Raw genomic sequence first — 22908 nt, 5'->3', positions numbered from 1 at the left:
CCATGCACCGGCCTGCCTACCGTTTCCTCCCGTGATCGAATCCGACCGACGAGTTCCGGAAGAACGCCCCGCCCCTCTGCGGCTGACCGCGCTGCTGGCCACGACCAGTGCGGTGACCGGGGCGAACGTCTACCTCGGCCAGCCGCTGCTGGGAGATGCGGCCAGGTCTCTGCACGTCCCCGTGGGAACGCTCGGCGCGCTGCCCACGGCCACCCAGATCGGGTTCGCGGCCGGTATCGCGCTGTTGGTACCGGCCGGTGACGGGGTCGACCGGCGCCGACTGGTCCTCGGCCTGTGCACGGCCTCCGCGCTCGTCCTCGCCGCCTGCGCCATGGCCCCGACGGCGTTCTGGCTGATCGCCGGCGGCCTGCTGCTCGGCATCCTCTCCCCCGTCCCGCAGCTGGTGGCCCCGGTGGCCGTCGCGCTGGCAGGCGGGCACCGGATCGGCCGGACACTGGGGGTGGTCCAGGGCGGACTCCTGGTCGGCGTGCTGGCATCCCGCACCTACGCGGGGGCCCTCGCCTCGGTGGCCGGCTGGCGCGCCGTGTTCTGGTGCTCATGCGCGGCCACCGCGCTGCTGGTACTCGTCCTGCGGCGGTTCCTGCCGTCCGTTCCGCCCGCAGCGCCGGTGGCGTACCGCACGGCGCTGATGTCCGTGCCGAAGGTGTTCGCCGCGGACCCGCGGATCCGCCGGGTCACGCTCTCCGGCGCGCTGGTCGGGATCTCCTTCGGCGCGTTCTGGACCCCGCTGACCCTTCTCCTGGAGGAGGGCTACCACTACGGGCCCGCCACCGTGGGCCTGTTCGGACTCGTGGCCGCCGCGAGCGCCCTCGTGTCGCCGCTCGCCGGCCGCCTCGCCGACCGGCTTGGGTGGCGCCTGGCGCAGACCGTCATGATCGGCGCCGTCCTGGTCGGATGGGCCCTTCTGCTCCCCGGCGAGACGGGCCTCGGATGGCTGATCGCCGGGGTGGTGGTGCTGGACATCGGGACGTGGAGCAACCAGGTCGGCTGCCAGCGCGTCCTGTTCGCCCTCCGGCCTGCCATGCAGAGCCGCCTGAACGCGTGCTACTCCACCCTCCGCTTCCTCGGCATCGCCACCGGCTCCCTCGCCGGCACCCTGGCGTGGAGGTACGACGGCTGGAGCGCGGTCAGCTGCGTCGGCGCCACCGCCTGCGCCGCCGCCCTGCTGGTGGCCGCCCTCCCCCACCGGGCACCGCCGATCGCCGGCACTCCCCAGTGTCCCGGCCGGAGTGACGACCTGGTAGCCGAACCATCCGGGACGCATGCCGTGGCGCTCTACCTGTCTCCCGCAACGAGCAGGCGATAGCCGTAGTCCACGGACTCCTGCTCCAGCAGGTCCGCATGGCGCCGCCGCCAGGCCCCGGAGGCGAGGTCGGCGCGCAGTCGCGCGATCGCCGGTTCGACCACGGACGGCGGGAGTTGGGCGAACGTCGAGCTGGCCTGCCGGATCAGGGCATCGAGGTAGAACTCCGGCCGCCGCCAGTAGGCGATCTGGAAGCCGTCGGTGAAGTCGTGCGGAATCCCGAACGGCAGCACGGTGTGCGCGCCCAGCGCCTCCACCACGGTGGACAGGGGCGTGAAGCGGGCGTGTTCGAGCCGGCGGATCTCCGGGAGGTACTCCTCGATCAGCCACAGCTCGGGCCGGTGCCCGGGATCCCAGGTGAACACGACCTGTCGGCGCGAGACTCGCCGCAGTTCGTCGAGGCCACGGTGCAGGTCGGGCCAGTGGTGCACCGTCATCACCGCCATCGCGGCGTCGAACGCGCCGTCCGGTACCCGGCCCGCGGCCTCGCCACGGTCTGGCACACCGCCACGACCGCTCCACCGGCCGCGCTGGCCGACCTGCTCGGCCGCACCCGCGCCCGGATCCTCACCCTCCTCGCCGAGCCGGCGAGCACGACCGAACTGGCCCACCGGCTGGACGTCACCCCGGGGACGGTCAGCCAGCACCTCGGAGTCCTGCATCGCGCCGGGCTGGTCACCCGCGCCCGCCACGGGCACCTCGTCCTCTACCTTCGCAGCCGACTCGGCGACCAGCTCCTGACCTGAGTGAAGCCGGCCGGGCGCGAGGCCCTGCTCCACCGCTACGAGTGCCGATCAGGCCCACCCGCCCGGCGGGACGGCCACCCGGGCGGGTGAATCCGCGCCGGGCGGGGTGCGCGGGCGCGCCGGGCGGGCGGGCGCTCGGTTGAATGGACGGATGGACTGCGTCTTCTGTGCGGTGGTCGCGGGCACCGAGGCCGCCCACCGGGTGCTGGACGAGGAGGCGGCGGTGGCCTTCCTGGACCGGCGGCCGCTCTTCCCCGGTCACGTCCTGGTGGTGCCGCGCGCCCACCACCCCACCCTGGCGGACCTGCCGGCGGCGCAGGTGGGCCCGTTCTTCCTCCAGGTCCAGCGGGTGGCGGCGGCCGTGGAGCACGGGCTCGGCGCGGCGGGCAGCTTCGTCGCGGCCAACAACCGGATCAGCCAGTCGGTGCCGCACCTCCACGTCCACGTGGTGCCGCGCAACCCGAAGGACGGGCTGCGCGGCTTCTTCTGGCCGCGCGGGAAGTACCCGGACGAGGCGGGTGCGGCGGAGGTCGCCGAGCGGCTGCGGGCCGCGCTGGCCGCGACCGGGTGAGCCACCGGGTCCGGACGACGGACCCGCACCCCGGGGCCTGCCGGACCGGGTCAGCCGACCCGGATGTTGTCCAGGACCCAGTACCAGTTGTTGCTGCCGGTGTACCGGAACCGCAGCCGCAGCCTGCTCGCGCCCGCCGGAACGGTCAGCACCAGGCTCTGTCGGCCGTTGGTCTCGGCGGTGTGGCTCTTGACCGGCACCGGCGTGCCGCCGTCCCAGACCGCCAGCACCTGCGCGGTCTGCGCGCCCTCCTGCTGGTAGTAGGTGGTGTAGGAGACCGGGACCGCGCTCAGCCCGGCCACCGGGTACTCCGGGCTGACCAGGGTGGTGTCGTAGTTGCCCTTGAACGTCTTGTCGGCCCACTCGTCCGAGTCGGCGACCGCGAAAACGTTGCGGGAGCGGACGTTCAGCTCGCGGTACTGGTCGCGCTGGGTCTTGGTCCAGAACTCGTCGGTGGTGAAGGACCAGCCGCGCCACTCGGTGACGCCGCCGGTGCCCATCGCCGAGTTGTCGATCGACCAGCCGCTCGGCGGGGTGTGGGTGAAGCCGATCGTGCCGGCGGCGATGCCGGTCTCGTCCACCGGCCCGGTGAGCAGCGGGCGCAGCGCGTCGAAGGCGTCCGGCACGAGGGCGGGGATCGGGCTGCCGTCGAGCTGCCAGGCCGGGTCGATCGCCAGGCCGAGGTGGGCGACGGCGGTGGGCGCGATGTCGACGATGCGCACGTCGTGGCGGACCGAACCGGCCGGGAAGGCCGAGCCGTTGGCGATCACGAAGGTCTGCCGCTCGCTCCAGGTGGAGCCGCCGTGGCCGCCCGCGTCGGTGTGGCCGTGGTCGGCGGTGACCATGATCAGCCAGTCCTCCTGCCCGTAGGTGGCACGGCCCCGGACGGCGGCGACGATCTGGCCGACCTGGGCGTCCACGCCGCGGATCGCGTCCAGGTAGGCCTGGCTCGCGGCGCCGCTGGAGTGGCCGGCGTGGTCGACGTTGTCCAGTTGGACGAAGACGGCGTCCGGGTTGCCGTCGCGGAGCTTGGCGACGGCGCGGGCGGTGGTGCCGGCGTCGTACTCGGCGGCCGGGGTGGCGACGCGGGTGTCGACCTTGCCGGAGTAGATGGTGTCGGCGATCGGCGCCCAGGAGGCGACGGCGTAGGTGGAGAGCGCGGGGGCGGCGTTCTCGATCCGGGTCAGGAAGTCCGGGTAGGACGCGAAGGCGGGCGCGGTGAAGTTGTTGTCCTTGACGTTGTGCTTGTCGGGCCAGACGCCGGTGGCGATGGTGGACCAGCCGGGGCCGGAGGCGGTGGCGGCCATCGGGTTGGCGTAGAGGCTGCTGGCGGCGGTGAGGCCGCCGGCCATCAGCGCGTCCAGGTTGGGCGCGTCGGCGTCCTTGATGCGGTTGAGCATCGTGCCGTCCAGGCCGATGACCAGGACCTTCGGGGTGCGGGCGGCGGTGGTCGCCGCCACGGCGGTACGGGCCAGCGGGCCGGCGGCGAGCACGGCGGCGGCGCCGATGAGCAGGCTGCGGCGGGGGAATCCGGCGGTCACGTTCGTCTCCTGAGGCTTCGTCACAGCGGGGAAGGGGGCGGAGGAGGAGCGGTGACAACGGTCGGAGCGGCGGGTGGACGGCGGTCGCCGGGGTTTCGTCCCGGGCGTGAACAGTGCTCGAATTCGGTCCAGACCCGTTACCATTTGGTGATCAAAAGGGGGCCGGCTGCGGTGCCTGCATGCGGCGGCCGCACGCGGTGGCCCGGCGGCGCCGGCCGGCCGGCGCCGGGGCGTCAGTCGGCTTCGAGGCGGGTGGTGAAGCTGAACCGGTCGCCGCGGTAGAGCGAGCGCACCCGCTCCAGCGGGACGCCGACGGCATCGCGGGTGAGCCGGTGCAGCAGCAGCATCGGCAGCGCGGGCGGCGTCCCGATCAGCAGGGCCTCCCGGGGAGAGGCCAGCACCGTCTCGATCCGCTCGTCGGCGGCGCCGAACTCGACCCCGGTCTTCTCCCGCAGGAAGGCGTAGAACGACGAGCCCGGGTCGAACTCCCGGTCCAGCGCCGGGACCCGGGCCACCGCCAGGTAGGTGCTCTCCAGGCCTACCCGCTCGCCGTCGGCGAGCAGCACCCGCTCCAGGTGCCAGACCTGCTCCCCCGCCCCGAGGCCCAGCTGCCCGGCGAGCACCGGGTCGGCGGCGAACCGCTCCAGGCCGATCAGGGTGCGGCCCGGGATCCGCCCCTGCCGCCGGACGCCCTCGGTGTAGCTGGCCAGCGAGAGCGGCTGCTCCAGCTTGGGCCCGGCCACCACCGTGCTGCGGCCGCGCCGCCGGACCCGGCCCTGGATCAGCAGGTCCCGCAGGGCCTGGCGGAGCGTCTCCCGGGCCACCTCGAAGCGGGCGGCGAGGTCGCGCTCGGTCGGCAGCACGCCGCCCTCGCCCAGCTCGTCGAGGAGCTCCTCCAACTGGCCCTTGACCGCGTAGTACTTGGGCACCCGGCCGTGGTCGGGGATGCCGGCCCGGATCGGCGCGTCGAGGCCGCCGGGCGGCGGGGTGGCGGGGCCGGGGGTCTGGTCCATCCGGACATCCTCCCAGACCGGGCCCGGCGCCCCGGCCCGGCGGGCCGCCCGGCAGCCCCCGGCGCGGCCGGCCTCCGGTGCGGCCGCCACCCCTCGATCCGGCCCGACCCGCGCGCTCCGCCGCCCGATTCAGGCCGAATCCGCGGAAATGCCGGGCCGACCCCTTGACAGGTATAGACCATTCCGCTTGAGTCTCGGTCAGCCCCGCACCCGGCCCGCACCCCGGTCGGCCCGTCCCCCACGACGAGCCCCCACGCCGCGGGGTCGCCCCCTGCCCCGACGCCCCTCCCTGCCCCGTCCGGCACCACTCCCTGCGCCCGGCACCACTCCCTGCGCCGAACGTTCCCGTCTCCACGACCGTGCGGCCCCCACCGCACAAGGGGTGATCAAGTGTCCGCGAAACGCCTGCTCGCACTGCTCTCCGCCGTCATCACGGCACTCGCGCTCGCGCTGCTGCTGCCCGCCGCCTCCGCCGGCGCGGCCACCTGCGCCGCGCCCTGGAACCCGTCCACCGCCTACACCGGCGGCGCCACCGTCTCCTACGGCGGCCACAACTGGAACGCCAAGTGGTGGACCCAGAACGAGGCCCCCAGCACCGCCGGCTCCGGCGTCTGGTCCGACCAGGGCGCCTGCGGCGGCACCGGCCCGACGCCCACGCCCACCTCGGGCAGCTGCGACTACCCGGCCTGGGTGGCCGGCCGCACCTACGCCACCGGGAGCATCGTCCGCTACACCAACGGCGGGCTCTACCGGGCCACCCACGACAACCCGGGCTACGACCCGGTGATCAGCACCTGGTACTGGGAGCCGCACACCTGCGGCCCGACGCCCACCGGCACGCCGACCACGACCCCCAACCCCGGCGGATTCCCGGTCAGCCAGGCGCAGTTCAACCAGATGTTCCCGAACCGGAACGCCTTCTACACCTACCAGGGCCTGCTCGACGCGCTCGGCGCCTACCCCGGCTTCGCGAACACCGGCAGCGACACCGTCCGCCGCCAGGAGGCCGCCGCCTTCCTCGCCAACGTCAGCCACGAGACCGGCGGCCTGGTGTACGTGGTCGAGCAGAACACCGCCAACTACCCGCACTACTGCGACACCTCGCAGCCGTACGGGTGCCCGGCCGGGCAGGCCGCGTACTACGGGCGCGGCCCGATCCAGCTGAGCTGGAACTTCAACTACAAGGCGGCCGGGGACGCCCTCGGCATCGACCTGCTGCACAACCCCAACCTGGTGCAGACCGATCCGGCCGTGGCCTGGAAGACCGCGCTCTGGTACTGGAACACCCAGACCGGGCCGGGCACCATGACCCCGCACAACGCCATGGTCAACGGCTACGGCTTCGGTGAGACGATCCGCAGCATCAACGGCAGCCTGGAGTGCAACGGCGGCAACCCCGCGCAGGTGCAGAGCCGGATCGACGCGTACCAGAACTTCACCCGGATCCTCGGCACCGTCCCGGGCTCGAACCTGGGCTGCTGACGGTCCGACGGCTCCACCGGCCGGGCCCGCGGCGCGACCGCACCCACCCGGAACCCGGGCTGCTCCCCGCTACGCCGCGGGGAGCAGCCCGGCGGCCGTCCGGCAGCAGACCGGCGGGGTGGGGAATCGTCGTCCCGGCGGACGACGGCGCGGCCGGCGGGCCCTAGGCTCACCGCCATGAACGACCTTGGCAGCCTCGTCCAGCAGACCGCCGACCGGCTCGCCGGCCGACACGTCGGCGCGGTGGTCGCCGGACTGGCCGGCGGCGCGGTGGAGATCCGCGGCGCCGGGCGCACCGGCGCCACCGACACCACCGGCACCACCGGCACCGACCCCGCCGGCGGCGTGCCCGGCCCGCACACGCTGTTCGAAATCGGCTCGGTGACCAAGGTGTTCACCTCGCTCGCGCTGGCGCGGCTGGTGCTCGCCGAGGCAGCCACGCTCGACGAGCCGCTCGCCGCGGTGCTCGCGGACGCCCTGCCGGCCGGTGCCGCCGTACCCGCCAAGGGCGGCACCCCGATCACTCTGCAGCACCTCGCCACCCACACCTCCGGCCTGCCCCGGCTGCCCGCCGGGATGCTGCTGCCCGCACTGCTCGGCCCGAACAAGCCCGACCCGTACCGCCACTGCACCCGTGACGCACTGCTGGCCGGGCTCGCCCGGACGAGGCTCCGCACGGCGCCCGGGCGCGGGTTCCGCTACTCCAACCTCGGGGCGGGGCTGCTCGGCCTGGCCCTCGCCCACCGGTCCGGCCTCGGGTACGAGGAGCTGATCGCGCGCGAGGTCTGCGCGCCACTCGGCCTGACCGACACGGTCGTGGCGGTCGACGCCGAGCGGTCCGCCCGGCTCGCCCGGGGCCACACGCCCGGCGGCCGACCGGTGCCCGCCTGGCACCTGGCGGACCTGGTCGGCGCCGGCGGCCTGCACTCGACCGTGAGCGACCTCGCGGTCCTCCTCCGGGCGCAGTTGGCGTCCGGTCCGGACGACGACTCGCCCCTGGCGCCCGCGATCGCGCTCACCCGGGAGGTCCGCCACCGCGTCAACCCGTTCGCCTGGACGCACCTCGGCTGGCTCGGCCACCGCCTGCACCAGCGCCAGGGCGGCCATCTGCAGATCTGGCACAACGGCGGGACGGGCGGCTTCCGGTCGTTCGTCGCCTTCGACCCCGAGAAGCAGGTGGGCGTCATCGCACTGGCGAACAGCCGGCGCGCGGTCGACCCGGCCGGCGTGGCCCTGCTCCGCTCGCTGCAGAACGGCTAGGGCCCAGGACCCGCCCTCGGCCCGGCGCGGGAGCGGGCGGTCCGGCCTTCCACAACTTCATAGCGTTGGATTCCCAAACTCACTACTCTCTAGTAAGTTCGGAAATCCAACGACCCTTAGAGGAAGGCGGCCGCCATGCGTGACGCCGTGATCGTCGAAGCCGTCCGCACCCCCATCGGCAAGGGCAAGCCGGGGGGTGCCCTCTCCGGCGTCCACCCGGTGGAGCTGCTGGCGCACACCCTCGGGACCCTGATCACCCGCAGCGGCGTCGACCCCGCGCTCGTCGACGACGTCATCGGCGGCTGCGTCGACCAGGTCGGCGAGCAGGCCATGAACACCACCCGGTACGCCTGGCTTGCCGCCGGACTGCCCGAGTCGGTGCCGGCCACCACGGTCGACCGGCAGTGCGGCTCCTCGCAGCAGGCCGTCCACTTCGCCGCCCAGGGGGTGATCGCCGGGGCGTACGACCTGGTGGTTGCCTGCGGGATCGAGTCGATGAGCCGGGTACCGATGTGGTCCAACGTGCCGCCCGGCGCGGACCCGTTCGGCGCGGCGATCGCCGCCCGCTACCCCGGCGGGCTGGTGCCCCAGGGCGTGAGCGCCGAGCTGATCGCCGCCAAGTGGTCGATCACCCGCGAGGCGATGGACGAGTTCGCCACCGCCTCGCACGCCAAGGCCGCCCGGGCCCAGGCCGCCGGGCACTTCGCGGCGGAGCTGGCCCCGGTGACCCTGCCGGACGGCACCGTGGTCACGGCGGACGAGTCGGTGCGGCCCGGCACCACGCCCGAGGTGCTGGCCGGGCTCCGGCCCTCCTTCACCGACCCGGCCTTCGCCGAGCGCTTCCCGCAGATCGACTGGTCGGTGACGGCCGGCAACAGCAGCCCGATCAACGACGGCGCCTCGGCCGTCCTGATCACCAGCAGCGAGACGGCCGCCCGGCTCGGCCTGCGCCCGCTGGCCCGGCTGCACTCCTTCGCGGTGACCGGATCGGACCCGCTGCTGATGCTCACCGGTGTCCTGCCCGCCACCGAGAAGGTGCTGCGGCGCTCCGGGCTCTCGCTCGCCGACATCGACCTGTTCGAGGTGAACGAGGCCTTCGCCTCCGTCGTCCTGGCCTGGCTGCAGGAGACCGGGGCCGACCCCGCGAAGGTGAACGTCAACGGCGGCGCGATCGCCCTCGGCCACCCCCTCGGCGCGAGCGGCACCCGCCTGATGACCACCCTGGTGCACGCGATGCGCGAGCGCGGCGCCCGCTACGCGCTGCAGACCATGTGCGAGGCGGGCGGCCTGGCCAACGCCGTCGTCCTGGAGGCGCTGGGCTAGGCCCTGGTGCCCGTTCCCCCGCCGGGCCCGGGCCGGGCCGGCACCGCTGCCGGAACGAGCGGGCGGCCGGGCCCACGTGGGAAGATGGCAGAGCTGGTGGAAACGATCTCCGGGCGGTTCTCTGGCCATGGTGAACGAGCAGCGGGATGCCGACGGGTCCGGCCGGTCGCGCCGGGGCGAGCCGGGCGGGGAGCCGCGGCCGGACGCCCTGCTGATGGTGCCGATCGCGACCGCGCTGATCGAGGCCGACGGCCGGATCCTGCACTGGAGCGACGACGCCGAGGCGCTGCTCGGCTACAGCGCCGACGAGGCGATCGGCGCCAAGGCCGCCCAGCTGCTGGTCTCCGACAACGAGCGGCCCGACGTACTGGAGCTGTTCCAGGAGATCCTGGACGGCCGCGGCTGGTCGGGCGTGTTCCCGGTCCGGCACCGGGACGGCCACCACGTCAACCTGGAGTTCCGCACCCACCCGATCGCCGGGCCCGGCGGCAGCCCGCTGGTGCTCGCCGTGGCGTCCGACGTCACCACGCTGCGCCGGATCCAGGCGGACCTCGCCGTGCTCGACGGGTTCTTCACCCAGTCCCCCGTCGGCATGGGCGTGTACGACACCCGGCTCGCCTTCGTCCGGCTGAACAACGCCCTCGCCCGGGTCAACGGCCTCTCCGTCGAACAGCACCTGGGGCACCGGCTCACCGAGCTGCTGCCCGGGATCAACGGCGAGGAGAGCGAGGCCGTGATGCGGCAGGTGATGGAGAGCGGCGAGCCCGTCCTGGACGCCCGCTCGCACGGCCGCACCCCCGGCGACCCGGCGCACGACCACGCCTGGTCGGCCTCGTACTTCCGGCTGGAGGGCCCGGGCGGCGAGGTCCTCGGGGTCAGCTCCACCCTCATCGACATCACCGAGCGGTTCCGCGCGGACGCCCGGGCCGCCCGGGCCCAGGAGCGCCTGGCCCTGCTCGTCGACGCCACCGCGTCCATCGGCACCACGCTCGACCTGCGGCAGACCGCCCGCGAGCTGGCCGACGCGATGGTCCCCCGGGTCGCCGACATCAGCGGCGTCTTCGCCCTGGAGGCACTGGTGGCCGGCCGCAACGTCGAGCCGCTCGACCCGGCCGGCCCGCACCTGGTGCGCCGGCTCGCCCTCGCCACCGCCGACCCCCTCTACCCGGCCGAGGCCCTGCCGGTGGACACCGTCTACGAGCTGGCGGCCGACTCGCCGTACGCGCGGGCGATGACGACCGGGCGGACAGTGGTGGTGCCCTCCTGGGAACTGCCGCTGCTGAGCGAGGGGATCACCGAGAGCCGCCGCCAGGCCTACCTCGGCGACCGGCCGCGCTCGGTGCGGATCACCCCGCTGGTCGCGCGCGGCACCACGCTCGGCATGGTGGTGTACTCGCGGCGCGGCGAGCGGGAGTCCTTCGCCGAGGCGGACATCACCCTCGGCGACGAGCTGTCCTCGCGGGCGGCCGTGGCGATCGACAACGCCCGGCTCTACCTGCGCCAGCACCAGACCGTGCTGGCCCGCCAGCAGGCGCTGCGCGAGGCGAAGGCCGCCCAGGAGCGGCTGGCGCTGGTCAACTCCGCCTCGGCCCGGATCGGCACCACCCTCGATCTCGCCCACACCGCCCAGGAGTTGGCCGAGGTCGCGACGCCCCGGCTGGCCGACACGGTGGTGGTCGAGGTGCTGGACGACCTGGTCCGCGGCGAACGCGAGGCCCGCACCATGCCGGACGGTTCGGCCGTGCTGCGCCGGATGGCGTTCCACTCGGCGCACGGCTCCACCCTGGAGCCGATCGACCGGACCGGCGGGATCCACCGGTTCCGTCCCGGCTCGCCGTACGCGTGGAGCCTGCGGCACCGCAAGCCGGTGCTGGTGCCGCGGATGGACGAGGCCGGCATGGCCTGGTTCGCCGACGACCCGGTGCGGACGGCGGCCGTGCGCGAGCAGAACGTCCTCTCCTTCATGGTGGTGCCGCTGATCGCGCGCGGCGCGCCGGTCGGCGTCGCCGGCTTCTACCGGACCGTGGTGGAGCGCCCGTACGAGGACGACGACCTGGCGCTGGCCGGGGAGTTGGCGGTGCGGGCCGCGGTGTCGATCGACAACGCCCTGCTGTTCACCCGGGAGCGCGACGCCGCCGCCGCCCGCCAGCGCGCCCTGGACGAGGCCTGGGCGGCCCAGCAGCGGCTGTCGCTGCTCAACGAGGCCAGCACCCGGATCGGCACCACGCTCGATCTGCACCGCACCGCACAGGAGTTGGTGCAGGTGGTGATCCCGCGCTTCGCCGACTTCGTCACCGTCGACCTGCGCGAGGCGGTGCTCAGCGGCGACGAGCCGGGGCCCGTCCCGAACGACGGCTCGGTGCTGATGCGGGCGGTCGCGGTCGGCGAGGCGAGCGCCGAGGGTCCCATGTCCGCGGCCGCCGACCAGGTCGGCGAGACCTCGCAGTCGGCGAAGATCTACGCCGAGAGCCTGCGCACCGGGCGGTCGATCCTCGTCTCGGAGGTGGACGAGGAAGCGCTGCGCCGGATCGTCGCCTCGCCCGACCGCGTCGAGCCCGGCGTGAACGCCGGGGTGCACTCCTACCTCATGGTGCCGCTGCTGGCGCGCGGAATCGTGCTCGGCGGCGCGGAGTTCATCCGGATCCGCAATCCCGTCCCGTTCGGCCAGGCCGACCGGGCGCTGGCCGAGGAGCTGGCCGCGCGCACCGCGCTCGCGATGGACAACGCCCGGCTCTACCGGCGCGAGCGGGACACCGCGCTGACCCTGCAGCGCAGCCTGCTGCCGCAGGAGATCCACCGCACCCTCGGACTGGAGATCGCCTACCGCTACCTGCCCAGCAGCGTGGTCAGCGAGGTCGGCGGCGACTGGTTCGACGTCGTGCCGCTCTCCTCCGGCCGGGTCGCCCTGGTGGTCGGCGACGTGATGGGCCACGGCATCCGCGCCGCCGCCACGATGGGCCAACTCCGCACCGTCGCCCGGACGTTGATTACCCTGGAGCTGGACCCGGCGCGGGTGCTGCACCGCCTGGACGAGGCCACCACGGCACTCGGCGAGGGCCAGTTCGCCACCTGCGTCTGCGTGGTGTACGACCCGGTGGAGCGGCACTGCACCGCCGCCTGCGCCGGCCACCTGCCGCCGGTGGTCGCCGAGGCCGACGGCCGGGCCCGGCTGCTGGAGCTGCCGGCCGGCGCCCCGCTCGGCGTCGGCGGAGTCCCGTTCGAGAGCGTCGAGTTCACCCTCCCGGAGGAGAGCATCCTGGGCCTGTACACCGACGGGCTGGTCGAGCGGCGCGGCCGCGACCTCGACGAGGGCCTCGACCTGCTCTGCCGCACCGTCGCCGACCGGCACCGCTCGCTGGAGCAGACCTGCGACGCCGTGCTGGCCGAACTCACCGGCCGCACCAGCGAGGACGACATCGCGATCATCCTGGCCCAGGTCCGGCCCGCCGGCTCCGACCGGATCGCCACCCTGCCGCTCAGCGACGACCACGCGATGGTCGCGCACTCCCGCCGGTTCACCCGCGACACGCTCATCGAGTGGGGCCTCGGCCCGCTCGCCGACTGGGCCGAGCTGCTCACCAGCGAGCTGATCACCAACGCCCTGGTGCACGCCGGCTCCCCGGTCCAACTGCGCCTGTTCTACAACCGGGTACTCACCGTGGAGGTCGCCGACCGGGACACCGGCACGCCCCGGATGCGGCGCGCCCGGGAGGAGGACGAGGGCGGGCGCGGCATGCACCTGGTCAACGAGCTGGCGCACCGCTGGGGCAGCCGGCGCACCCGGGACGGCAAGGTGGTCTGGTTCGAGCTGGAGCTGCCGCCGGGGGCGTCGGGCCGGTAGGGCGGGGGGCGGCGGGCGCCCGGGGCCCACCGGTCGGGTGCGCCGCACCCCGGCCGGCCTGGTTGGACAACGGATCGTTGTCGTCGGACCGGTGCGGTTGTTCGCCCGCCCGGGGGCCGCGGGGATTGGCTGGGTCCGTCAACAGAACGACCGACCCTCCCGAGGAGCCCACCATGGACCAGCTCGCCCCCCGTACCGTCGTGGAGCGCTACGTCACCGCCGTCGCCGACGGCGACCTCCCCACCGCGGCGGCCTGCTTCGCCGAGCACGCCGTCTGGGACTACCCCGGCGACCTGCCGCTGTCGCGGGTCTGGCGGGGCCGCGCCGCCATCGTCGAGGACTTCCTCGGCTCGGCGGGCACCCTGTTCGCCCCCGGCAGCGCCCTGCAGGTCATCCTCACCGGCCTGATCGCCGACGGCCCGCAGGTCGTCGCCGAGTGGACGGCCCGCGGCACGGCCGCCAACGGCTCCGCCTACGACAACCGGTGCCTGGGGATCTTCACCGTCGAGAACGGGCTGATCACGGCGGTGCGCGAGTACCTGGACACCCAGCACGCGGCGCGGACGCTGTTCGCGGAGCCGGCCGCCTGAGCGGCGGAGCCGGGCGCTTCGGTCGGCCTGCGTCGCCGGGCCGCCCGGCACGCCCGGGCCGGCCCGCGCCGGGCCGCGCCGGTCAGTCCGGCAGGAGCAGGTTGACGTCGCCGAACTCGTGCCAGAGGTAACGGTGCCGGACGGCCGCCGCGTAGCAGCGTTCCAGCAGCGGGCGTCCGGCCACCGCAGCGAGCATCAGCAGGTGCGAGGCGCGGGGCTCGTGCCAGCCGGTGAGCAGGCCGTCCACCACCCGCACGCCGCGCTCGGGGGTGATCACCAACTCGGTCCAGCCGTCGGCCTGCTGGACGGTTCCGTCGGCCCCGGCCGCCGACTCCAGCGCCCGGACCACGGTGGTGCCGACCGCGATCACCCGGCCGCCACCGGCCCGGACGTGGCCGACCAGCCGGGCGGTGGCGGCCGGCACGTCGAACCACTCGGCGTAGGGCGGCTCGTGGGCCTCCGGGGACGCGACGCCGGTGTGCAGCGTGACCGGCGCGACCAGCACCCCGCGTCCGGCCAGCCGGGCCACCACCTCGGCGCTGAACGGCCGTGCCGCGCTGGGCATCTCACTGCTGCCGGGGACGGTCGCGAACACCGTTTGGTAGGCCTCGATCGGCCAGTCGCGGTCCACGTAGCCGTACCTGATGGCCCTGCCGTGCTGGTCCAGATACGCCACCAGGGGCCCGGGCAGGTCGAGTCGGGCGTGCCAGAGGCGGGCGGTGAGCGGCTCGGTCAGCTCCGCCCCGGCCCCGCCCGGCAGCGCCACCCGCAGGCCCGGACGGGCCGGCGACTCGTCGGGCGGGTAGTAGGCGGGCGCGGTGCCGGGGACCACCCGGCGCAGCTCGACCCAGGTACGCACCGAGCCGGTCCGGCTGCGCGGACGAGAGGTGCAGGGCGACCGGCGTGCCGTCGGGCAGGCTGCCGGCGAGGGCGGCTGGCAGCGTGGCCGAGTTGTTGACCACGAGGAGGTCGCCCGGGCGCAGCACCTCGGGCAGCTCGGTGAAGCGCCGGTGTTCGAGGGCGCTGCCGTCGCGGCGGCCGACCAGCATCCGCACGCCGTCGCGGGTGGTGCCGCGGGCCTCGGCGGGGGCGCGGGCGGAGAGTTCGGGCGGGACGGCGACGTCGATCCCGGGATCGGCGGCTGCGGTCATCGCCCACCCCCGACCGGGGCCGGGTCGGTCGGGGCGGCGGTGGCCCGAGTGGTCTCCATGGCCGCCGGGGCCGCCGGGGCTCCCGTCGCCTCTGCCGTCGCCTCCGGCAGGAGGTCGGCGGCGCGGTAGCGGCCCGAGGAGGGGCGGCCGTGGACCAGGGCCAGCAGCGCGGGGACGACGGTCTCGGGGAGCGGCCGGTCGGAGATGTCCTCACCCGGGAAGGCCTCCTGGTGCATCCCGGTCCGCATGTCGCCCGGGTCGACCGCCCAGACCCGCAGCTCCCGCTCCTCCTCCGCGAGCACCGCGGAGGCGTGGTCCAGTGCGGCCTTGCTGGCGCCGTAGCCGCCCCACCCTGCGTAGGCCTCGACGGCGGCGTCCGAGCTGACGTTGAGCACCGCCCCGGCCCGCTCGCGCAGTTGGGGCAGCAGGAGCTGGGTGAGGGCGATCGGCCCGAGCACGTTGACCTCGAAGGTCTCCAGCAGACCGGGCAGCGGGAAGTCCGCGAGGCGCGGCAGCGGGGCGCCCGCGAGGTCGTAACCAGTGAGCGTGGAGGCGTTGTTGACGAGCAGGCTCGCGCCGCCGAGGCCGGCGGCGGCCTCGGCCAGCCGCTCGCGGTGGTCGTCGTCCACCACCGAGCCGGCCGGTGCGACGACCTTGGTGTGGACGGCCAGTTCGGCCGCGACGACGGAGAGTTCGGCCGCGTTGCGGGCGGTGACGACCAGGTGCCAGCCCTCGGCGGCGAGCGCCCGGGCCAGCGCCAGGCCCAGCCCGCGCGAGGCGCCGGTCACCACCGCGACCGGTGCAGCGGACGCGGCGCGGGCGGCGGACGCGAGGCGGGCGGCATCGGTGGTGTGCGCGTCTCCGGTGCCGGGTGCGGCGGCGAGGTCGGTGTTCTGCGGAACGTTCATGGCACCACGATCGCTCCGGCACGGTCCCGTCCGGATCGGCCACCGGCCCCGGGGCCCGGTCCTCCCTTCGCCCTAGACCGACCGCCCGACCACCCGACCGCCGCCCGACCGCCGCCGGACCGGCCGGAGCGGCCGTTCCCCGGCGGCGCGCCGAGCGGTTCCCCCGGACGGGTCCGGCTACCACCGCGGCGCCGCGCCGTCGGCCCACCCGGTCGGGTCCGACCAGGCGGCCAGGGTGCGGCGGCTCTCGAAGCGGCGCGGGCGGCCGGTCAGCGGATCGGTGAACTCGATGCCGGAGGCGAGCAGTTGCAGCGGCTGGCGGAAGTCGTCCGGGGCCGGGTCCGGCAGCAGCACCGGGTACACCGGGTCGCCGAGGATCGGCACACCGAGCCCGCTCATGTGCAGCCGCAGCTGGTGGGTGCGCCCGCTCCGCGGCTGCAGCCGGTAGCGGCCGAGGCCGTCGCGGTGCTCCGCCAGCTCGATCCGGCTCTCGCTGTTCGGCGGGGCGTCCAGTTCCTGGGCGGCGATCACGCCGCGTTCCTTGACGATGTGGCTGCGCACGGTGCGGGGCAGCACCAGCGCCGGGTCGTACGGCGCGACGGCCCGGTACTCCTTGCGGACCAGGCGGTCCCGGAAGAGCGTCTGGTAGGCGCCCCGGTCCTCCGGGCGCACCACGAACATCGCCAGGCCCGCGGTCAGCCGGTCCAGCCGGTGCGCGGGGCTGAGGGCGGGGAGGCCGAGGGTGTGCCGCAGCCGGGACAGCGCCGTCTCGACGACGTGGCGGCCGCGCGGGGTGGTGGCCAGGAAGTGCGGCTTGTCGACCACCACCAGGCGGTCGTCGTGGTGCAGCACGTCCAGCTCGAAGGGGACGGGGACCTCGTCGGGCAGGTCCCGGTGGAGCCAGAGGTGGGCGCCGGGCCGGAACGGCTCCTCCGGCCCGACCGGCCCGTCCTCGCCGACGATCTCGCGCCGGGACAGCAGCGCGTCGATCCGCTCCGGCGCGACGGTGGGAAGGCGCTCCGCCAGGTAGGCGCGCAGCGTCGGCCACGCGCCCTCGACGGGCAGCCGCAGGTGCACCGGGTCGACCCCGAGGCGCTGCGGAAGGGGGGCGGGCGGCACCTTGCTCTTGCGTCTCATCTCGCCGCCAGCTTAGGCGGTGTCCGACGCGCTCCCGCCCGGCCCCGCTGCCGCTCCGACGTGCCGGGTGGTGCGGGGGCGGTGGAGAGTGGACGGTGAGGCCCGCTGTCCGACCGACCCCCGGGAGGTGTCCGTGTGACCGCCGACGGCCCGCCGGACGTCCTGCCGCCGCTGCACCTGCCGCGGGGGACCAGGTGGCTGCTGGCCGGCGCGGTCCTGCTGCTGGTCGCGGCAGTGGTGGTGGACCTGGTGACCGGTCCGGGCACGACCCTCTCCCCCGTGCTCGCGGTGGCGCCGATGCTGGCCGGGGCGACCACCCGGAAGGCCCGGCGGCCGCTCGTGACGGGGGCGATCGCCACGGCCCTCGTCGCCGTGCTGGAAGCCGTCAACGGCCGGCTGCCCTCCTCCGTGCACCTGGCCGCGCTGGTCACCGTCGTGGCCGCCACGCTGGTCAGCGCGGGGAACGTCGTCCTGGTGGCGGCCCGGGAGCGTGAGCTGTTCGCGGTCCGGACGGTGGCCGAGGCGGCGCAGCGGGCGCTGCTGCGGCCGCCGCCGGAGCACCTCGGCCCGCTGCGGGTGGCCGTGCGATACGTCGCGGCGGCGGCGGAGGCCCGGATCGGCGGGGACCTCTACGAGGCGGCGGACGGCCCGCAGGGCGTCCGGGTACTGCTGGGGGACGTGCAGGGGCATGGGCTGCCGGCCGTGGAGACGGCGGCGGACGTGCTGGGGGTGTTCCGCGAGGCGGCCCGGACGGAGCCGGACCTCGGCCGGCTGGCCGAGCGGCTGGACGCCGCGCTGGCGGGCCGCCCGGAGAACGACCGGTTCGTGACGGCGGTGCTGCTGGAGGTGGACGGGCCCGGCGGACGGCCCGGGTTCGTCAACTGCGGGCACCCGCACCCGCTGCTGCGCCGCGCGGGCGGGGTGACCGAGCTGGTGCCGCCGGAGCACGCCCCGCCGCTGGGCCTGCTCGACCTGCTCGGCGGCCACTACCGGGTGGGCTCCTTCGACCCCGGCCCGGGAGATCTGCTGCTGCTCTACACCGACGGCGTCTCGGAGGCCCGGAACGGGGCCGGCCGGTTCTTCCCGGTGGCGGAGCGGCTGGCGGCGATCACGGCGGGCAACCCGGAGGACGTGCTGGACGCCCTGCTGGAGGAGGTCCGCGCCTGGGTCGGGGACGCCGGTCTGGCGGACGACGCCGCCCTGCTGGCCCTGCGCTGGGAGCGCTGACCGGGCGCCGGCCGGCGCGTCGGGGCCGTGCCGGGGCGACGCGTGCGCCGGCACGGCCCGGATGTCAGTGGCTCGTGCAAGGCTGTGCGCGGGTCGGCGGGGTGCCGCACCGTCCGGAGTCGTGAGCGGAGCGCGTCATGGGTACGAGATCGAGCGGGGCGTTCGAGGTGACGGCGTTCGAGCCGGAGGAGACGGAGGAGGAGCCCGGTGCGACGCTCGGCCGGGTCCGGATCACCAAGGAGTTCACGGGCGGTCTGACCGGCCGGAGCACGGTGCGGATGCTCTCCGTGCTGGACGGCGCGGGCGGGCCGGCGGCGTACGTCGCGGTGGAGCGCTTCACCGGCGAGCTGGACGGGCGGAAGGGGTCGTTCGTCCTGCAGCACGCGGCGCCCGGCAGCAGTGGTGAGCGGCTGGCGATCCGGGTGGTGTCCGGTACGGGCGCGGGCGAGCTGGCCGGGATCACCGGCACCTTCGAGCTGACCGTGGACGACGAGGGCCGGCACACCTACACCCTGGAGTACGAGCTGGGCTGACGACACGGGCCGCCCTGCCGCCCGCGCGGCACCGCCCCGGCCGATCCACACACTGACACGATGATGCGATCAGTGCACGATCGATCGCGGAGGGTGGCGCATGCCCGGTACGGCGGAGGCGGCAGCAGCGGGGAGAGCGGCGGCGACGGAGCACGGCCGGCGGCCGCGCCTGCGCCGGGTGGACGGGGTGATCGCTCGGCTGCGGGCGATCGGCGCCGGCCTGCCGGCGGGTGACGGCGTCGCGGTGTTCAACCGGATGTACCTCACCGTGACCGAGGCGGTGCGCGACCGGCTGACCCGGCCGCACTTCGCCGACCCGGCGGCGATGGCCGAGTTGGACGCGGTGTTCGCCGGGCGGTACCTGCTGGCCGTGGACGCCGTCGCGGCGGGGCGCCGACCGCCGGCCTGCTGGCGGCCGCTGTTCGAGCTGCGGGCACACCCGGGGGTGCACCCGCTGCAGTTCGCGCTGGCCGGGATGAACGCGCACATCCAGCACGACCTGCCGCTCGCGGTGGTGGACACCTGCCGCCGGCTCGGCCGCGCGCCTGAGCACCTCGCCGGGGACTACCGGCGGATCAACGGCCTGCTGGCCGGCGTGGAGGCGGACGTCCGGGAGCAGTTGATGCCCGGGCCGGACGTGCTGGAGCGGGTCGAGCCGCTGACGCACCGGGTGGGCGCCTGGTCGGTGGACACCGCCAGGGACGCGGCCTGGGCGAGCGCCCGCGCCCTCTGGGAGCTGCGCGGGGCGCCGCGCGCGGCCGCGGCGCTGGCCGACGCGCTGGACGGCTCGGTCGGCCTGCTCGGCCGCGCCCTGCTCACCCCGCTCGGGCTCGCCGAGGAACGCGACCGGGAGCCCGACCGGGAACGCGGCCGGACGCTCAACCAGGAGCGCGCCCGGGTGCGCGACCGGGAGAACCCGGCGGCCGGCCGGCTCCCCGGAGCGGGGAACCGGCCGGCCGTACGACGGGTGTACCGGGGCGATCAGGCCCAGCTGGAGTGCAGCGGCTTGCCCTCGGCGTAGCCGGCCGCGCTCTGGATGCCGACCACGGCCTTCTCGTGGAACTCCTCCAGGCTGGAGGCGCCGGCGTAGGTGCAGGAGCTGCGCACGCCGGCCACGATCGAGTCGATCAGGTCCTCGACGCCCGGGCGGGCCGGGTCGATGAACATCCGCGAGTGCGAGATGCCCTCCTCGAACAGCGCCTTGCGGGCGCGGTCGTACGAGGAGTCCTGGGCGGTGCGGTTGCTCACCGCGCGCGCCGAGGCCATGCCGAAGGACTCCTTGTACTGGCGGCCGTCGGCGGCGGTCTGCAGGTCGCCCGGCGACTCGTAGGTGCCGGCGAACCAGGAGCCGATCATCACGTTGGACGCGCCGGCGGCCAGCGCCATCGCGACGTCGCGCGGGTGGCGGACGCCGCCGTCGGCCCAGACGTGCTTGCCGAGCCGGCGTGCCTCGGCGGCGCACTCCAGGACGGCGGAGAACTGCGGGCGGCCGACGCCGGTCATCATCCGGGTGGTGCACATGGCGCCGGGGCCGACGCCGACCTTGAGGATGTCGGCGCCTGCCTCGACCAGGTCGCGGACACCGGCGGCGGAGACCACGTTGCCGGCCACGATCGGGATCTGCGGGTCCAGCCCGCGCACCGCCTGCAGCGCGGTGATCATGCTCTCCTGGTGGCCGTGCGCGGTGTCGACCACCAGCACGTCGGCGCCGGCCTCGATCAGGGCCTTCGCCTTGCCCGCGACGTCGCCGTTGATGCCGACGGTGGCGGCGATCCGCAGTCGGCCCCCGGCGTCGACGGCCGGGGTGTAGAGGGTGGCGCGCAGCGCGTTCTTGCGGGTCAGGATGCCGACCAGGCGGCCCTCACGGTCGACCACCGGGGCGAGCTTGCGGTGCGCCTCGCTCAGCTTGTCGAAGGCCGTGCGCGGGTCGATGCCCTCGTCGAGCAGCACCAGGTCGCGCGACATGACGTCGGCGAGGCTGGTGAAGCGGTCGACGCCCTGGCAGTCGGAGTCGGTGACCACGCCGACCGGCTTGCCGTCCTCGACCACGACCAGCGCGCCGTGCGCGCGCTTGTGCAGCAGCGAGAGCGCCTCGGCGACGGTGGCGCCGGGGGCCAGGGTGATCGCGGTGTCGTGCACCAGGTGACGCTGCTTGACCCAGCCGATGACCTCGGCGATCACCTCGGTGGGGATGTCCTGCGGGATGGCGACCAGCCCGCCGCGGCGGGCGACGGTCTCGGCCATCCGGCGGCCGGCGATCGCGGTCATGTTGGCGACGACCAGCGGGATGGTGGTGCCGGTGCCGTCGTTCGAGGAGAGGTCGACGGCCTGGCGGGAGCCCACCGCGGAACGGCTGGGGACCATGAAGACGTCGTCGTACGTGAGGTCGTACGAGGGCTGAAGATCGTTCAGGAAACGCATGGGGGGAACTCCGGCGATCAGTGGATACACCTTGGGTGCGGACTGGGCCGGGAACGGGTGGACGCACATGGCTCCCTTGACCCGTGGACCAATCCTCGCCGAACCACGGGTGAAAACGCCAGTCCGCGAACCTTTGCTGGCGCAGTGCACAAACCGTGATCACCGCACCGCCACCCGGACTGGAGGTTCCTCCAAATGATCGGGTTTTCGCCCCGCTCGGGCCGCCTCCCGTAGCATTCACGCGGTAAACGGTGAGGCGATCCAGGAAACGGCAGTGGGCATGACGGCGGGCACGGACATCGGGCAGGACAGCGGCATCGAGGGCAGCGAGGAGGAGATCGACTACGGTCCCGGCCTCGACCCGGAGCGCCTGCGGCTCTGCCTCGACGTGCTCACCGAGCTGGACACCCTGCACGTCGACCACCCGGACGCGATCACCGTCCGCCAGGCCGTCGGCGGCATATTCCGCACGCTCAAGCAGCGCCGCCGCCAGGAGACCCGGGCCCGGAAGACCGCCAACGACCGCGCCGTCACCGCCCGCACCGCCACCGGGGCGCCGACCCGGATCGACGACGAGACGGCCGGCGCCTTCGGCCTGACCACCGTCACCACCACGGAGATCGCCGGCATCCTGGAGCGCCCCCGCTCCTGCTACACCTGCAAGACCCGGTACATCGAGGTGGACGCGTTCTACCACAACCTCTGCCAGGCCTGCGCGTACAAGAACCGGTCCCGCCGGGACGCCCGCGCCGACCTCACCGGCAAGCGGGCACTGCTCACCGGCGGCCGCGCCAAGATCGGCATGTACATCGCGCTGATGCTGCTGCGCGACGGCGCCCACACCACCATCACCACGCGCTTCCCCAACGACGCGATCCGCCGCTTCACGGCGATGCCGGACAGCGCCGAGTGGATCCACCGCCTCAAGATCGTCGGCATCGACCTGCGCGACCCCGCCCAGGTGATGGCGCTCGCCGACGAGGTGGCCGCGGACGGCCCGCTGGACATCCTGATCAACAACGCCGCACAGACCGTGCGCCGCCCGCCGGAGTCCTACCGCGAGCTGGTCGCCGCCGAGTCCGCGCCGCTGCCGGCCGGCGAGCTGCCGCAGTCCACCACCATCGGCCGGTTCGGCAGCGGCAGCGTCGACCTGCCGGCCCTGCCGGCACAGGCGACCGGCGAGGGCGAGCGGATCTCCGCCGAGGACGTCACCTCGCTCGCCCTGGTCACCGGCTCCGCCACGCCCGCCCGGATCGAGGCCGGCACGGCCATCGACGCCGGCGGCCTCGTCCCCGACCTCGCGCCCACCAACAGCTGGGTGCAGACCGTCGGCGAGGTCGGCCCGGTGGAGCTGCTGGAGGTCCAGCTCTGCAACTCCACCGCGCCGTTCATCCTGATCAGCCGGCTCCGCCCGGCGATGGCCGCCTCGGCGTCCCGCCGCAAGTACGTGGTCAACGTCTCCGCCATGGAGGGCGTCTTCGCGCGCGGCTACAAGGGTGCCGGCCACCCGCACACCAACATGGCCAAGGCCGCGCTGAACATGCTCACCCGCACCAGCGCCGAGGAGATGTTCCAGGCCGACGGCATCCTGATGACCGCCGTCGACACCGGCTGGATCACCGACGAGCGCCCGCACCCGGACAAGATGCGGCTCCACGACGAGGGCTTCCACGCCCCGCTCGACCTCGTCGACGGCGCGGCCCGGGTCTACGACCCGATCGTCCGCGGCGAGCAGGGCGAGGACCTCTACGGCTGCTTCCTGAAGGACTACGAGCGCGCCAACTGGTAAGCCCGCGCCGACTGGTAGACCCCGCGCCGACTGCTGGGCGCCGGCCCGAAG

Annotated in this window: 18 protein-coding genes and 1 pseudogene; 12 read left to right on the top strand and 7 right to left on the bottom strand. The window is 74.7% G+C overall.

Annotated features, from left to right (window positions below; all coding sequences use genetic code 11):
- The first annotated feature begins 31 nt into the window (after nucleotides 1–31).
- Entirely contained in the window at nucleotides 32–1327 is a 1296-nt protein-coding gene (locus ACIPSC_RS12230; RefSeq protein WP_400825087.1) for an MFS transporter, read from the top strand.
- Here ACIPSC_RS12230 and ACIPSC_RS12225 read toward each other — a convergent pair.
- Nucleotides 1297–1761 (bottom strand): SAM-dependent methyltransferase, encoded by a 465-nt coding sequence (locus ACIPSC_RS12225; protein WP_400825085.1) that lies wholly within the window; start codon nucleotides 1759–1761, stop codon nucleotides 1297–1299. The two genes, ACIPSC_RS12230 and ACIPSC_RS12225, sit on opposite strands and share 31 nt — an antisense overlap.
- Here ACIPSC_RS12225 and ACIPSC_RS12220 point away from each other — a divergent pair.
- Both ACIPSC_RS12220 and ACIPSC_RS12215 read left to right on the top strand, forming a co-directional pair.
- Nucleotides 1747–2070 carry an ArsR/SmtB family transcription factor gene (locus ACIPSC_RS12220; protein WP_400825084.1) on the top strand — a complete coding sequence of 108 codons (324 nt, stop codon included), beginning with the start codon at nucleotides 1747–1749 and terminating at the stop codon, nucleotides 2068–2070. The two genes, ACIPSC_RS12225 and ACIPSC_RS12220, sit on opposite strands and share 15 nt — an antisense overlap.
- Nucleotides 2071–2221: 151 nt before the next feature.
- A complete protein-coding gene (locus tag ACIPSC_RS12215) occupies nucleotides 2222–2641 on the top strand; it encodes an HIT family protein (protein ID WP_400825083.1) in 420 nt (139 codons plus the stop codon).
- A gap of 50 nt (nucleotides 2642–2691) precedes the next feature.
- Here the strand turns inward: ACIPSC_RS12215 and ACIPSC_RS12210 are convergent, their stop codons facing one another.
- The gene (locus ACIPSC_RS12210) at nucleotides 2692–4182 is read right to left on the bottom strand and encodes an alkaline phosphatase family protein (RefSeq protein WP_400825082.1); all 1491 of its coding nucleotides are present in this window, start codon (nucleotides 4180–4182) and stop codon (nucleotides 2692–2694) included.
- Nucleotides 4183–4415: 233 nt separating this feature from the next.
- Nucleotides 4416–5195: a GntR family transcriptional regulator gene (locus tag ACIPSC_RS12205; protein ID WP_400825081.1), complete on the bottom strand. Its 780-nt coding sequence runs from the start codon at nucleotides 5193–5195 to the stop codon at nucleotides 4416–4418.
- 390 nt (nucleotides 5196–5585) lie between these two features.
- Here ACIPSC_RS12205 and ACIPSC_RS12200 point away from each other — a divergent pair, with 390 nt between their 5' ends.
- From ACIPSC_RS12200 to ACIPSC_RS12180, 5 genes are all read left to right on the top strand, one after another.
- The gene (locus ACIPSC_RS12200; protein ID WP_400825080.1) at nucleotides 5586–6677 is read left to right on the top strand and encodes a glycoside hydrolase family 19 protein; all 1092 of its coding nucleotides are present in this window, start codon (nucleotides 5586–5588) and stop codon (nucleotides 6675–6677) included.
- Nucleotides 6678–6854: 177 nt separating this feature from the next.
- Nucleotides 6855–7937 carry a serine hydrolase domain-containing protein gene (locus ACIPSC_RS12195; protein ID WP_400825078.1) on the top strand — a complete coding sequence of 361 codons (1083 nt, stop codon included), beginning with the start codon at nucleotides 6855–6857 and terminating at the stop codon, nucleotides 7935–7937.
- A 135-nt stretch (nucleotides 7938–8072) separates the two neighbouring features.
- On the top strand, nucleotides 8073–9260 hold the full coding sequence (locus ACIPSC_RS12190; RefSeq protein WP_400825076.1) for a thiolase family protein: 1188 nt from the start codon (nucleotides 8073–8075) through the stop codon (nucleotides 9258–9260).
- Between the two features lie 127 nt (nucleotides 9261–9387).
- Complete coding sequence (locus ACIPSC_RS12185) at nucleotides 9388–13101, top strand: SpoIIE family protein phosphatase (protein ID WP_400825074.1); 3714 nt, start codon at nucleotides 9388–9390, stop codon at nucleotides 13099–13101.
- A gap of 173 nt (nucleotides 13102–13274) precedes the next feature.
- Complete coding sequence (locus ACIPSC_RS12180; protein ID WP_400825072.1) at nucleotides 13275–13691, top strand: nuclear transport factor 2 family protein; 417 nt, start codon at nucleotides 13275–13277, stop codon at nucleotides 13689–13691.
- A gap of 82 nt (nucleotides 13692–13773) precedes the next feature.
- On the opposite strand, the pseudogene ACIPSC_RS12175 reads toward ACIPSC_RS12180, so the two are convergent.
- The 3 genes and pseudogenes from ACIPSC_RS12175 to ACIPSC_RS12165 all read right to left on the bottom strand — a co-directional run bounded on the left by ACIPSC_RS12175 (nucleotide 13774) and on the right by ACIPSC_RS12165 (nucleotide 16887).
- A pseudogene (locus ACIPSC_RS12175) lies at nucleotides 13774–14842 on the bottom strand (S-adenosylmethionine:tRNA ribosyltransferase-isomerase).
- Nucleotides 14839–15750, bottom strand: coding sequence for an SDR family NAD(P)-dependent oxidoreductase (locus ACIPSC_RS12170; RefSeq protein ID WP_400825071.1), 912 nt, complete (start codon nucleotides 15748–15750; stop codon nucleotides 14839–14841). Before ACIPSC_RS12170 ends, ACIPSC_RS12175 begins: the two are co-directional and overlap by 4 nt.
- A 177-nt stretch (nucleotides 15751–15927) precedes the next feature.
- Nucleotides 15928–16887: a pseudouridine synthase gene (locus tag ACIPSC_RS12165; protein ID WP_400825069.1), complete on the bottom strand. Its 960-nt coding sequence runs from the start codon at nucleotides 16885–16887 to the stop codon at nucleotides 15928–15930.
- A gap of 135 nt (nucleotides 16888–17022) precedes the next feature.
- On the opposite strand from ACIPSC_RS12165, the gene ACIPSC_RS12160 reads away from it, so the two are divergent.
- The 3 genes from ACIPSC_RS12160 (at nucleotide 17023) to ACIPSC_RS12150 (ending at nucleotide 19668) form a co-directional block, all read left to right on the top strand.
- Nucleotides 17023–18114: a PP2C family protein-serine/threonine phosphatase gene (locus ACIPSC_RS12160; protein ID WP_400825068.1), complete on the top strand. Its 1092-nt coding sequence runs from the start codon at nucleotides 17023–17025 to the stop codon at nucleotides 18112–18114.
- Nucleotides 18115–18251: 137 nt separating this feature from the next.
- Nucleotides 18252–18647 carry a DUF3224 domain-containing protein gene (locus ACIPSC_RS12155; RefSeq protein WP_400825067.1) on the top strand — a complete coding sequence of 132 codons (396 nt, stop codon included), beginning with the start codon at nucleotides 18252–18254 and terminating at the stop codon, nucleotides 18645–18647.
- Nucleotides 18648–18747: 100 nt separating this feature from the next.
- Complete coding sequence (locus ACIPSC_RS12150; protein WP_400825066.1) at nucleotides 18748–19668, top strand: DUF5995 family protein; 921 nt, start codon at nucleotides 18748–18750, stop codon at nucleotides 19666–19668.
- Here the strand turns inward: ACIPSC_RS12150 and ACIPSC_RS12145 are convergent.
- Nucleotides 19629–21068: a GuaB1 family IMP dehydrogenase-related protein gene (locus ACIPSC_RS12145; RefSeq protein WP_400825065.1), complete on the bottom strand. Its 1440-nt coding sequence runs from the start codon at nucleotides 21066–21068 to the stop codon at nucleotides 19629–19631. The genes ACIPSC_RS12150 and ACIPSC_RS12145 overlap by 40 nt on opposite strands.
- 280 nt (nucleotides 21069–21348) lie before the next feature.
- Here ACIPSC_RS12145 and ACIPSC_RS12140 point away from each other — a divergent pair, with 280 nt between their 5' ends.
- Nucleotides 21349–22857 carry an SDR family NAD(P)-dependent oxidoreductase gene (locus ACIPSC_RS12140; RefSeq protein ID WP_400825062.1) on the top strand — a complete coding sequence of 503 codons (1509 nt, stop codon included), beginning with the start codon at nucleotides 21349–21351 and terminating at the stop codon, nucleotides 22855–22857.
- Nucleotides 22858–22908: the final 51 nt, after the last annotated feature.

This window comes from Kitasatospora sp. NPDC090091 (assembly GCF_044747365.1).
Lineage (GTDB): Bacteria > Actinomycetota > Actinomycetes > Streptomycetales > Streptomycetaceae > Kitasatospora.
The sequence above is the reverse complement of the archived record's forward strand: the minus strand, read 5'-3'. Positions and strand labels throughout refer to the sequence as shown.

Coding starts and splice junctions, on each gene's coding strand:
- ACIPSC_RS12185 (WP_400825074.1), top strand. CDS start 9,388: ATGGTGAACGAGCAGCGGGATGCCGACGGGTCCGGCCGGTCGCGCCGG.
- ACIPSC_RS12140 (WP_400825062.1), top strand. CDS start 21,349: ATGACGGCGGGCACGGACATCGGGCAGGACAGCGGCATCGAGGGCAGC.
- ACIPSC_RS12155 (WP_400825067.1), top strand. CDS start 18,252: ATGGGTACGAGATCGAGCGGGGCGTTCGAGGTGACGGCGTTCGAGCCG.
- ACIPSC_RS12165 (WP_400825069.1), bottom strand. CDS start 16,887: ATGAGACGCAAGAGCAAGGTGCCGCCCGCCCCCCTTCCGCAGCGCCTC.
- ACIPSC_RS12205 (WP_400825081.1), bottom strand. CDS start 5,195: ATGGACCAGACCCCCGGCCCCGCCACCCCGCCGCCCGGCGGCCTCGAC.
- ACIPSC_RS12150 (WP_400825066.1), top strand. CDS start 18,748: ATGCCCGGTACGGCGGAGGCGGCAGCAGCGGGGAGAGCGGCGGCGACG.
- ACIPSC_RS12180 (WP_400825072.1), top strand. CDS start 13,275: ATGGACCAGCTCGCCCCCCGTACCGTCGTGGAGCGCTACGTCACCGCC.
- ACIPSC_RS12170 (WP_400825071.1), bottom strand. CDS start 15,750: ATGAACGTTCCGCAGAACACCGACCTCGCCGCCGCACCCGGCACCGGA.
- ACIPSC_RS12190 (WP_400825076.1), top strand. CDS start 8,073: ATGCGTGACGCCGTGATCGTCGAAGCCGTCCGCACCCCCATCGGCAAG.
- ACIPSC_RS12195 (WP_400825078.1), top strand. CDS start 6,855: ATGAACGACCTTGGCAGCCTCGTCCAGCAGACCGCCGACCGGCTCGCC.
- ACIPSC_RS12215 (WP_400825083.1), top strand. CDS start 2,222: ATGGACTGCGTCTTCTGTGCGGTGGTCGCGGGCACCGAGGCCGCCCAC.
- ACIPSC_RS12145 (WP_400825065.1), bottom strand. CDS start 21,068: ATGCGTTTCCTGAACGATCTTCAGCCCTCGTACGACCTCACGTACGAC.
- ACIPSC_RS12225 (WP_400825085.1), bottom strand. CDS start 1,761: ATGACGGTGCACCACTGGCCCGACCTGCACCGTGGCCTCGACGAACTG.